The sequence below is a fragment of the Ruminococcoides bili genome, assembly GCF_040093295.1.
Classification (GTDB): domain Bacteria; phylum Bacillota; class Clostridia; order Oscillospirales; family Acutalibacteraceae; genus Ruminococcoides; species Ruminococcoides intestinale_A.
Genome location: NZ_JBBNJY010000007.1, coordinates 27883 through 39207, shown reverse-complemented (window position 1 = coordinate 39207; position 11325 = coordinate 27883). Strand labels below are relative to the sequence as shown.

The following is an 11325-nucleotide window of genomic DNA, read 5'->3' as shown; positions in this document are numbered from 1 at the left end:
CATGAATACCAATAATCTGAATACAGCCCTTTATGAAAAGATGGCCACTGAGCAGGAAAAATATAGGGACTGGCTGAAAAGCCAGCCCCCGGAAGAAATCCTGCACCACACCTATGAATATACTGTCCGTGAGGATATTGTGATGGCGATGGAGGAGCTGGAGCTGACCGACGCACAGGCCCAGGCGCTTTTGGAATCTCCCTCGCCGCTGGCGGATGTGTACCGTTATTTTGAAAAGCTGGAGACCGGCTATATGGATATGATCCGGGACAGCATTGAGAACCGTGCCGACGATGTGTGCAGAGCTAAAGAGGAACTGCGAACAACACCAATCTATCCCCATTCAGCTGCCTATGCGAGAGAACATGGGGAGCTGGAGCAGTACCGAGCTTCCAACAATGTAAATCTCCAATGCAAGGAGTCCATTGAAGCGGCGGTGCGGGAACACTTCGACGGAATGTATCTCAGCCACGATGCGGCAAAGGGCGTGATCGAGACCTATGGCATGGAGCGTGTATCTATGGTTCTGTCTAACACGATCCAGCTTCAGGACTGGGATGGGCGCTACTCCCGACGCAACAAAGAATGGGCCAAGACCATTCCTAATGATAATCCCGAAACCGTCCGTTGTGGTTATGCCTTAAACAGCCACCCTGCTGTGCTGGATGGTTTTATTGATCTGGTGCGTGAAGAACAGCAGCGCAGCCGTACCCAGAGAGAAAAACTGGAACCGTCCCGTCCCTCAGTACGGGATAAGCTCAAACAGGAGCTGCCCGCCAATAAGTCTGCCGCCCCGAAAAAACGGGAGCTGGAGCGATAACCATGGCAAAGCGCAAGCGGGATGTGCCGGTTCTGTTTTGGGTGTCCGCAGAAGAACTGGAACTGATCCATCAAAAGATGCAGCAATACGGGACAGAGAATTTGAGCGCTTATCTGCGGAAAATGGCGCTGGATGGTTATGTGGTCAAGCTGGAACTGCCAGAGCTGAAGGAGTTGGTCTCCCTGATGCGCCGAAGCAGCAACAACTTGAACCAGCTGACCCGCAAAGTGCATGAGACCGGGCGGGTTTATAATGCTGACTTGGAGGATATATCCCAGCGGCAGGAACAACTGTGGGAGGGTGTGAAGGAAATCCTTACCCAACTCTCCAAACTTTCATAACAGGGATAGATACTCCATTTGCGGAGGGAGGAACGGCGTTTCTTCGCCGCACCTTCCTCCGCTTTTTCTTTTTGTCTGTATCCTTGTCTTTTGCCTGTCCGTACCGGATAATATGAGTAGAATAAGAAGCGTAGCAAAGGAGTGAAAACAGATGCTGACCTTTGAAAAGGTGCTGGAGATTTTTGCGGATTACCTGACCGCAGACGAGACCATAGAAGTTTATATCAGCCGCCATGGATGTGTAAGAGTTGAATTTGACCAAGATTTTCACTATTGCTCTGGCGAGGTGTGCCATACTCCCAAGGAACTATTCAATCTCTTAGCTGATGATTACCGGACTTATGTGGAGATTGAACTGACCAAAGGCAGACGGGAGTTGACGGAAGATGATGAGAGAGAAGCGGATGCCCTGTGCAAACGGTATCTGGAGCGTTGGAGGGAGGAACTGGAATGAAGATTTTGAAATGCTTGCTGATGATTGTAACTGCACCGGTCATTTTAGTGTTGACGCTTTTTGTCTGGCTCTGCATGGGGCTGATCTACATATCTGGTCTGGTGCTTGGTCTGCTCAGCACGGTAATTGCTCTAATTGGCGTGGCTGTGCTTATTACCTATTCCCCGCAGAATGGTGCAATTTTGCTGATTATGGCATTTTTGATTAGCCCGATGGGGCTGCCGCTGGCTGCGATCTGGCTGCTGGGAAAGGTGCAGAGTTTGAAATTTGCGATCCAGGATTGGGTGTATGGGTAAATGATGTGAATATAATTTGGAATGAAAAAGAAGCAGGACAATGGGAGATGAGACCCAATGCCCTGCTTCTCTGTTTATTCGGAACGAACTGTAATATATTTTTGATTGCGACTTTTAGGTTTATCGGGAATAGTCATTTCTAATTGCCCGGATTCTAAAAGCGGATTGATATGCTTCAAGGTGAAGTTTCTTAAATCTTTGAAGCCGCAAAATACTGCAAGCTCTTTCTTGGATTTTGGTGTTGTGCAAAAAGCCAAAATCTGTTTGGATACCGTTGATAGTTCAATAACTTGGTGGGTAACTTGGTGGATAACTTGGTGGGCGTCACCCTCTAAGTTGTAGTTTACATTTTTCAAGATGACTCTGAAATCTGTCGCTGTTGAGGAAAATTCGGGCTTATATGCCTCTGTGTATCCAGGCAGCTTTTCGGTTTCACTGACGATTTTGCGTAGGCCACTTCCACGGCGTTCCATGTACTTCATGCGGTGGAACAGGTCAGCAATCACAGGGTTTCGTCGCATCGAACGGATACTGTAAATATCGTATTCCTGAATTGAGCCGCCGCCAAACATACCGCCCGGAGATGTGATTTCCACCCGATCATCAAACATATCAATATGGATTTCGCTGCCAAGCACAATATAATCACGATGGATAAGCGCATTGACAAGAGCCTCTGTCACAGCTCGTTCAGCATAATCCGGCTTGTCTACACGATACTGTGCCTCTTTGACAAAACGGACTTTGGAATTATTGCGAATAAATTCACTGCCACTTTTCAGTAGATAAATCAGATTCCCTTCGTATTCTTTATCGTCCAATGCATCATCAAAGATAGAGCCTTTTTCCAAGCCATTCCACCGGGTACAGAACATACGGGAGTTATAGACTGTGTGCTGATCGGTCATGAGCTTTCCGGCATTGGTCAAGACCCCATTTTTGTCAGCCAAACCGAAGGAGACATAATCGGATGGCTCAAAGCGGAGACCAGTCCGTTCCAGATAGGTTGCTTCCAGAAGTGTAAAGCTGTAATCCTTTTTTACCGCATCTGTTGTTAGGGTATCAAAGGACTGATTGGTTCCCTTTAAGATCAGTTCATTTACAATGTAATCCGGGGCAATTACGCTTTCATTTCCAACACGGATATATGCTTCCATCACGCCGTCTGCCTTGTAATAATATGGGGTGCTGCGGCCGGGAGAAACCTCCAGAGCTAATAGATTTTTACCATCTTCCTGTAATGGTTTTAAGATAAACTGAGGTAATGGTGTGATACGTTCTTTGATTAAGCGGCTGATCGCTTCAGCATCCTTTTGAACATCGGACAAGCCGATAGGCTCCCGGTCATCGGAGACTCCGAAAAACAGAGTGCCGCCGATTCCATTGGAAAAGGCACTGACACTTTTTAACCAGCTTTTTGGCTTTTTTGTTTCGAGAGCAACTTTGAAATCACATTCGGTTGCTTCAGCAATGAGCTGTTCTATCATAGAAATCCCTCCTTTGAGGTTGTAGAATATTCTTTTTTATTATACCCAGCGGAGAAAGTTATTGCAACGATAGAAGCAAAGAGTTCAGCGAAAACAAAAATATTTATGAGAGGAGGACCTTCTATTATGGCAACTACAAGAATCATGCCGCTTCATGTCGGCAAAGGCCGCACAGAGAGTCGGGCAATCAGTGACATCATCGACTATGTGGCCAATCCAAAGAAAACAGATAACGGCAGGCTCATTACCGGCTATGCGTGTGACAGCCGGACTGCGGATGCGGAGTTCCTTCTGGCAAAGCGGCAGTACATTGCCGCTACCGGACGAGTGCGTGGTACAGATGATGTGATTGCCTATCATGTGCGCCAGTCCTTCCGCCCTGGTGAGATTACCCAGGAAGAAGCAAACCGGCTGGGCGTAGAATTTGCAAAGCGTTTTACTAAAGGCAATCATGCCTTTGTGGTCTGCACTCACATAGACAAGTCGCACATTCATAATCACATTATCTGGTCATCGGTCAGCTTAGAATATGACCGGAAGTTCCGAAACTTTTGGGGCAGCACCAAGGCGGTTCGTCGGCTAAGTGACACCATCTGTATTGAGAATGGACTGTCCATTGTAGAGAATCCGAAACTTCACGGAAAGAGCTATAACAAATGGCTGGGCGATCAGGCAAAGCCATCTCACCGAGAGCTGCTTCGTGTGGCGATTGACAACGCATTATCACAAAGTCCTGCTGACTTTGAAGAACTGCTGAAGCTGTTGCGAGAATATGGTTGTGAAGTCTCAAAGCGCGGAAAATCGTATCGACTGAAACTCTCTGGTTGGGAGAAAGCCGCCCGCATGGACAGTCTGGGCGAAGGATATGGATTGGAAGATTTGCGGGCAGTTCTCTTAGGGAAGAAAGCACATACCCCACGAAAGAAAACAGTCACACAGGCAGAGCCGCCGAAGGTCAATCTGCTGGTGGACATTCAGGCAAAATTGCAGGCTGGAAAAGGTGCTGGCTATGCGCGATGGGCTAAAGTTTTCAATCTGAAGCAAATGGCGCAGACCATGAATTACCTGTCAGAGAATAACCTGCTGGAGTATGCGGTTTTGGAAGAAAAGGCTGCGGCTGCCACGGCACATCACAATGAACTTTCGGCGCACATCAAAGCGGCTGAAAAGCGCATGGCAGAGATTGCTGTTCTGCGTACTCACATCGTAAATTATGCCAAGACCCGTGAGGTCTATGTGGCATACCGCAAGGCGGGCTACTCTAAGAAATTCCGGGAGGAACATGAGGAAGAAATTCTGCTCCACCAGGCTGCTAAGAATGCCTTTGATGAGATGGGCGTCAAGAAGCTGCCAAAGGTCAAAGAGTTACAGACAGAGTACGCAAAATTGCTGGAAGAAAAGAAAAAGACTTATTCCGAGTATCGGCGCTCCCGTGAAGAAATGAGGGAGCTTTTGACTGCAAAAGCGAATGTAGATCGAGTGCTGAAAATGGAGGTAGAACAGGATGTTGAAAAAGAAAAAGACCACGGCCAGCGGTAAGCTGGTCCTGGTCAAAAGCGTTCGCAGAACGCGCAGCCACAGAATGAAATTCTGTGTTCAAAGGGGCTTGGGGGCGCTGCCCTCAACAAGCAAGCGGAGAGGAAAATCACGGAGGGATTTTCTTCTCTGCGGGCCTGTGTGTATTAACACAGGCATTGCTTGCCTCTTTTCTCCGAAAATGAAAAGAGCCAGTGAGAGAATCTTTAAATTTCACTCACTGGCTCAATTCGTTTCAAATTTTTTTGACAACTCTGTCAGTTCTTTCACCGTTTCCTGGGTGTGATGCAGCAGGGTGTCACGCATTTCTGGCGGACAGCTGGAATAAAGCATTTTCATCTGATTGACACCTTCATCCTCCAGAGAAACATCTGGATTTATAAGTGTATCTAAAGAGATATGCAGGACCTTGGCCAATGCTCTCAAAATCAAATAAGAAGGATTCATTTTCCCCTTTTCGATATTGGCGATTTGCTTTACAGAAACATGGCTCAAATCAGATAGCTCCTGTTGTGTTAGCTCTTTATTCTTTCGGGCTTCCCGCATTTTCTGCCCTAAAGCAGTTAAATCATCAATCGGCATAATCGTTCACCTCAATAACATTGTATCGTTCTGGTTTATGCAAAGGAATAACCTAATTATGCCTGATGAACGGTAAGATTATGCTGATTTTTGTAGAGTAATAGGTAGGGATAAACTTGTATTCTTCGAGAAGACGAAATATAATATTTTAGGAGGTGCAAAATGGACTACATAACATTAAAAGAGGCAAGCCAAAAATGGAATGTTACGCCGCGCCAGATAAATTATTTGTGTACATCTGGGCGCATCCCCGGTGCTGTAAAAATGGCGACGATTTGGCTTATTCCTAAAAATGCAGAGAAGCCAGTAGACAGGCGGAGAAAAGAAAACAAATCTCAGTGAGGTTTCTGTGACATTTGGGTGATACACTGAAAATGAAGGAGTGTGATACCATGCGAATTTTAGTAGTCGAGGATGATCGACTTTTGAATAATACTTTATGCTATAACTTGAATACTGCGGGCTATACGGTTGATTCTGCACTGACAAAATCAGTGGCCAGTAGTTTCTTGACAAAGCAGGACTATGACCTGATTGTGCTGGATGTAAATTTGCCGGACGGGAACGGTTTTGACTTCTGCCGGGAAATAAAAGAGCGTCGCCCTGATACCGTTATTATTTTTCTGACCGCAAATGATATGGAAAGCGATATGCTCAAAGGGTATGAACTGGGCGCAGAGGATTATGTGACAAAACCTTTCCCTATGAGCGTCTTTCAAAAGAAATTAGCGGTAGTGCTGGGTAGGCTGACAAAACAATATGGTGGTGATACTTATGAGGATGGCACACTGACCATCAATTTTTCAGAAATGAGTGCTACTCTATCAGGAAAGCCACTTACATTCACCCCACTGGAATATCGACTTTTGAAAATCCTGATGAAAAATCCGCAGATTGTTTTGACCCGGCAAGTCTTGTTGGAAAAGCTGTGGGACGCAGACGAAAATTTTGTGGATGAACACGCTCTGACTGCGGCGATCAGCCGGGTACGAAACAAAATCGAAACACCTGACCGTCAGTATATCAAAACGGTATATGGTATGGGCTATATGTGGATCGGAGGAGCGCTGAAATGAATGTGCGAAAACTTTCCGTCAACAAAGCCTGTATCTTTTTTGCTGTTCTCCTGCTGGTGGCAATGGGGACGGTTTCAGCAGCTTTGTATGGGCTGACCCAAAATATAACCGCTGTCTGGTATGTATTATTGTTCGGCATTTTTGTGCTGGTTTGCGCTGTTTGTTTTATGGTGCTGGTTCGCCGCAAACTGGCAATGTTCTCCGATGCTTTTTGCAGTTTAATGGATGATATGTTATCCGGGAATATGCAGCCGAAACAGACTGTGGAAGAAGAAAGTCTTTTCTATAAAATTGAATATCGGCTGAACCGTTTATATGAAGTCATGCAGGAAAACAAGAACGGCATTGCACAAGAGCGGGCTGACCTGCAAGAACTGATTTCCGACATCTCCCATCAGGTCAAGACCCCGATTGCGAACTTGAAAATGATTAACAGCACTCTGCTTGAAAATGAAGTCCCTGTGCAAAAACAAAAAGAGTTTCTAACGGCACAGGCCAGCCAGCTTGATAAACTGGATTTTCTCATGCAGGCTATGATTAAAACCTCTCGTTTGGAAACAGGTGTTATTTCTCTGGAAAAGAAAAGCCAGCCGCTTTATGACACGCTTGCCGCCGCATTGGGAGGTATTCTTCTGAACGCCGAGAAAAAACAGATCAATGTTCAAGTGGACTGCCCGGAGAACTTGGTCGTTTCCCATGACAGAAAATGGACAAGCGAAGCACTGTTCAATATTTTGGACAATGCAGTGAAATATACGCCGGAGGGCGGTCAAATCCGTGTTTCGGTTGAAAGTTGGGAAATGTATGTGAAAATCGACATTGCAGATACAGGCATTGGCATTTCAGAACAGCATCAGGGAGCAATTTTCAAGCGTTTCTATCGAGAGGACATCGTACATGATGTAGATGGAATTGGTATTGGTCTATATCTGGCTCGTGAGATCGTAACCTTGCAAGGCGGTTATATCCGGGTAACATCCGAGGTTGGGAGGGGTTCAACTTTTTCCGTCTTTCTGCCTCGACAATAAAATAAGTACGCTAAAAAACAAAATGTCACAGGCCTATGACATTTGAGATTTAATTAAACAGAGGTATTTTGTTTCCCGTGACATTTCTGTGAGGTTTACCTTTTATGATAGAGCCATCAAAAAGAAAGGGTGGTGTTCTATATGAACATATTACAAACGACAGATTTGAAGAAATATTACGGCACCGAACCGAACATTACAAAAGCATTGGATGGCGTGACCCTATCCATTGAGGAAGGTGAATTTGTTGCCATTGTTGGTACTTCCGGCAGCGGTAAGTCTACTTTGCTGAACATGATGGGCGGGTTAGATACGCCAACTTCCGGCAGTATTAAAGTAAAAGGGAAAGAATTATCGAAACTCAAGGATGAACAGCTTACCATCTTCCGCAGACGTAACATCGGGTTTATCTTTCAGAATTACAATCTTGTTCCTGTGCTGAATGTCTATGAAAATATTGTCCTGCCGGTGGAGCTGGATGGTGATACCGTGGACAAGCGGTTTATGGATGAAGTCGTGAAAATGTTGGCTCTCGATGGGAAGCTGAACAGTATGCCTAACAATCTGTCCGGCGGCCAGCAGCAGCGTGTAGCGATTGCCCGCGCCCTTGTTTCCAAACCAGCTATTATACTTGCAGATGAACCGACAGGCAATTTGGATAGCCGGACAAGTAGTGATGTCCTTGGTTTGCTGAAAGTTACAAGTCAGAAGTTCCATCAAACGCTTGTAATGATTACCCATAACAATGAAATTGCCCAGCTTGCCGACCGAATTATCCGTATTGAGGACGGAAAAATCGCACAGTGACAGGAGGTGACATTGATGGATGATATTTTATTTGGGAACAATAATCAGGCAACAATCAATCGTCTTGCCAAAAGAAGCTACCGCGCTAATAAGCAGAGAAATGTTTTCGTTACCATCGCATTATTCTTGACCGCCTTTATGATTACATCTGTATTTAGTTTGGGGTGCAGTTATTTTGAAACCTATCAAATGCAGCAAATTCGTGCGATGGGCACGACTGCGGATGTGGCAATTACAAGCCTCTCAGAAGAACAATATGAAGAATTGAGCCGATCCAGCTTGGTATCCGTAGTTGGTGTCAGTCAGAGATTGGGCAGCATTGATACATCTGGAATGGACGATGCCCTGCTGAGTATTACTTGGATAGACGAAACAGAATGGCAAGAACACCGTGTACCAACAATTTCGGATATACACGGAGATTATCCGCAAGCAAAAAATGAAATTATGCTCCCTACATGGGCTTTGCGTGCAATGGGGATTGATGATCCACAGATAGGGATGAATATTTCCCTTTCCTATCAACTCGGAACGGATTATCAATATATCTCCGATGAATTTGTTTTGTCGGGCTATTACACAGATTATTCGGCTTCACGTGCAGGCAACCGTGGTGCCGCTTATGTTTCGGAGCTTTTTGCAACACAAACAGGGCTTCCCTTTGATAGTGTGTCTACCGCAATGATTTCTTTTTCTGATGACAGTAATGCCCTGCGATCCTGTGAAAAACTAAAACGGAAGATTTCGTTTACAGAAAGTCAGTCCTTTGAAATTGTACCTATTGCTCAGAGCAATTCCACCACCATTGTTCTTCCACTGGCTGCTATTATCGTCTTTATCATTATCAGCGGCTATTTGCTGATTTATAACATTCTGTATATCTCAATTTCAAGAGATACACAATTCTATGGACAGCTTAAAACGATAGGCACGACAAAAAGACAAATCAAGCAGATCGTGCGTTCTCAAATATTCAGAACGGCGGTGATCGGTATTCCCAGCGGCCTGATTGTCGGTGGTATTGTTTCGCTTGGACTTGTTCCGTTTGCCATGAATATGATGTACTCAAGCGATACAGACCTTGGGGAGATAGTGTCCTTTTCCCCCATTATTTTTGCGGGTGCCGCAATCTTCACATTTTTTACTGCAATCATCGGCAGCATGAAACCAGCGAAAATAGCTGCAAGTATTTCTCCTGTTGCGGCTTCACGCTATACGGAGGCAAATACAAGGAGTTACCGAGATCATAAGAGCCATAGAACAAAATTATCTCGGATGGCACGAGATAATATTTTTAGAAACCCTAAAAGCGCTTTCCTTACTTTTGCGTCCTTATTTTTAGGCTTAATATTGTTTTTGGTTTCTGCTGGTCTACTATCAAGCCTAAGTCCCGACAATTTTGTAAATCAATGGGGAGAAAGTGATTTCGCATTGACTTACAGCATTTTCGAAGAAGGAAACCTGCTCTCTGATGAAATGTTGCAGCAAATTGAAACAATGCAGGGAATTGAAAATCTGCGCGTCACTTATTCTGCTTCACCGTGGCCCACTATGGATGTCATTTACGACGAAAATGTATTCGGGAAATATATTGATTCCTTGGATGGCGTATCAGGTCTTGATTTTTCAAATGCGGAAACACGAAAAAACTATACAGATAATTTTTGGAGCGGCGTTTACGGAATAGATTCCAGATATATCGAAGAACTTAATAAAACGCTTGATAAGCCTATTGACTTAACCGCCTTTGAAAAGGGAGAGTTGGTGGTTTTGTCCGCTATGACGGATGATGAGGGAAAACTATTGATTCAGCCAGGGCAAGCAATCACCGTTGTCGGTGAGTCCGGGGAACAGGTCTTTACAGTGGCAACTGGCTTTCTGGACGCTGATTTTCAGAGTGGTCGAGGAAATGAGAGAGGTACTGCCCCTGATTTGTATATCAGTGAGCAGGCAATAGAGAAGTTGTCTGGAGAAACCAAAATCTTTCGGATTGCTTTTGATACGATTGATAGCAGTTATGACAAAGGGATTATGGAGCAGCTTCAATCCATTACTGCTTCGTCACCGGGCATTACGATTCTGTCACGATATGAAAAGCAGCAAGAAATGGCCGGATATTTGCTGACCTCAAGGATTATAGCCGCAGGGTTGTCCGCTGTATTTTTGCTGATAGGAATTATGAATTTCATTAACACAATGGTTGTTAGTGTAAATACTCGGAAACATGAATTTGCAACACTTGAAAGTATAGGAATGACGAAAAAGCAAATTAGAAATGTATTGCTTTGGGAAGGCGGGTATTATTGGAGTATTTCTTTCCTACTGCTTGCCACACTGGGAACAGCGATATATATTCCAATATACTCAGCCTTTAGAAGAATGGTTCCTTATGCAGCTTTTCACTATCCTGTAATTTCTCTGTTGGTTGTCGCAGCTATTGTTTTGCTGGTCTGCTTGGCAACCCCCGTCATAACTTTCATGCAAAATGTTAAGCAAAGCGTTGTAGAGAGACTGCGGCAGAATTAAATATTTGCGATGAAAACCGGGAGATTATTCTCCCGGTTTTTCAAATCTCACAGGTTCGTGAGATTTCAGCCCATTATTCTGTCGAAACAGCGTGTGTCAGTGACATTTCTGTGAGGATTGCTTGTTAAGATAAGCGCAAAAGGAACAAGCTGCCGCACGACGGCAAAAGAAAAAAAGCCGTCGTACAGCAGCCTATCAACACGCCCATTTGAAACGGCGGCTTTGATTTTCAGAGCCGCCGTTTCTTTGCGATTGCACAAACCAATGACGACTTGCAGGGACACGGTAGCCGATTGGAGGTTAATTTACCGTGTCCCGTTTGCTTTTTCAAAGCTCACATGATCTACATCAGTTAAAAAAAGCATTGCTCCT

At 44.9% G+C, this 11325-nt stretch carries 13 protein-coding genes; 10 read left to right on the top strand and 3 right to left on the bottom strand.

Annotation, left to right across the window (positions count from 1 at the left end; genetic code table 11):
• Window position 1: 1 nt before the first annotated feature.
• The 4 genes from AAAY30_RS03755 (at window position 2) to AAAY30_RS03740 (ending at window position 1911) form a co-directional block, all read left to right on the top strand.
• Window positions 2-820 (top strand): DUF3848 domain-containing protein, encoded by an 819-nt coding sequence (locus AAAY30_RS03755; protein ID WP_066562204.1) that lies wholly within the window; start codon window positions 2-4, stop codon window positions 818-820.
• Window positions 817-1161: a plasmid mobilization protein gene (locus tag AAAY30_RS03750; RefSeq protein ID WP_425518628.1), complete on the top strand. Its 345-nt coding sequence runs from the start codon at window positions 817-819 to the stop codon at window positions 1159-1161. The genes AAAY30_RS03755 and AAAY30_RS03750 overlap by 4 nt, the downstream gene beginning before the upstream one ends.
• Window positions 1162-1312: 151 nt before the next feature.
• Window positions 1313-1615: a hypothetical protein gene (locus AAAY30_RS03745; RefSeq protein WP_007886654.1), complete on the top strand. Its 303-nt coding sequence runs from the start codon at window positions 1313-1315 to the stop codon at window positions 1613-1615.
• Window positions 1612-1911, top strand: a complete 300-nt coding sequence (locus tag AAAY30_RS03740) for a CD1845 family protein (protein ID WP_499215820.1) — start codon at window positions 1612-1614, stop codon at window positions 1909-1911. The genes AAAY30_RS03745 and AAAY30_RS03740 overlap by 4 nt, the downstream gene beginning before the upstream one ends.
• 74 nt (window positions 1912-1985) lie before the next feature.
• Here the strand turns inward: AAAY30_RS03740 and AAAY30_RS03735 are convergent, their stop codons facing one another.
• A complete protein-coding gene (locus AAAY30_RS03735) occupies window positions 1986-3398 on the bottom strand; it encodes an ATP-binding protein (RefSeq protein WP_373595282.1) in 1413 nt (470 codons plus the stop codon).
• Between the two features lie 126 nt (window positions 3399-3524).
• Between AAAY30_RS03735 and AAAY30_RS03730 the strand changes: the two genes are divergently transcribed.
• Window positions 3525-4937, top strand: coding sequence for a relaxase/mobilization nuclease domain-containing protein (locus AAAY30_RS03730; protein ID WP_499215821.1), 1413 nt, complete (start codon window positions 3525-3527; stop codon window positions 4935-4937).
• A gap of 222 nt (window positions 4938-5159) precedes the next feature.
• On the opposite strand, the gene AAAY30_RS03725 is transcribed toward AAAY30_RS03730, so the two are convergent.
• The gene (locus AAAY30_RS03725; RefSeq protein WP_005335798.1) at window positions 5160-5516 is read right to left on the bottom strand and encodes a helix-turn-helix domain-containing protein; all 357 of its coding nucleotides are present in this window, start codon (window positions 5514-5516) and stop codon (window positions 5160-5162) included.
• Window positions 5517-5678: 162 nt separating this feature from the next.
• On the opposite strand from AAAY30_RS03725, the gene AAAY30_RS03720 reads away from it, so the two are divergent.
• From AAAY30_RS03720 to AAAY30_RS03700, 5 genes are all read left to right on the top strand, one after another.
• On the top strand, window positions 5679-5858 hold the full coding sequence (locus AAAY30_RS03720; RefSeq protein ID WP_005335797.1) for a hypothetical protein: 180 nt from the start codon (window positions 5679-5681) through the stop codon (window positions 5856-5858).
• A gap of 32 nt (window positions 5859-5890) precedes the next feature.
• Entirely contained in the window at window positions 5891-6592 is a 702-nt protein-coding gene (locus tag AAAY30_RS03715; RefSeq protein ID WP_005335794.1) for a response regulator transcription factor, read from the top strand.
• A complete protein-coding gene (locus tag AAAY30_RS03710; RefSeq protein WP_117461331.1) occupies window positions 6589-7620 on the top strand; it encodes a sensor histidine kinase in 1032 nt (343 codons plus the stop codon). The genes AAAY30_RS03715 and AAAY30_RS03710 overlap by 4 nt, the downstream gene beginning before the upstream one ends.
• Window positions 7621-7761: 141 nt before the next feature.
• Entirely contained in the window at window positions 7762-8427 is a 666-nt protein-coding gene (locus tag AAAY30_RS03705) for an ABC transporter ATP-binding protein (protein ID WP_005335790.1), read from the top strand.
• 15 nt (window positions 8428-8442) lie between these two features.
• Window positions 8443-10953: an ABC transporter permease gene (locus AAAY30_RS03700; protein WP_499215822.1), complete on the top strand. Its 2511-nt coding sequence runs from the start codon at window positions 8443-8445 to the stop codon at window positions 10951-10953.
• 65 nt (window positions 10954-11018) lie between these two features.
• Here the strand turns inward: AAAY30_RS03700 and AAAY30_RS03695 are convergent, their stop codons facing one another.
• Window positions 11019-11213: a hypothetical protein gene (locus AAAY30_RS03695; RefSeq protein WP_443719239.1), complete on the bottom strand. Its 195-nt coding sequence runs from the start codon at window positions 11211-11213 to the stop codon at window positions 11019-11021.
• Window positions 11214-11325 lie beyond the last annotated feature (112 nt).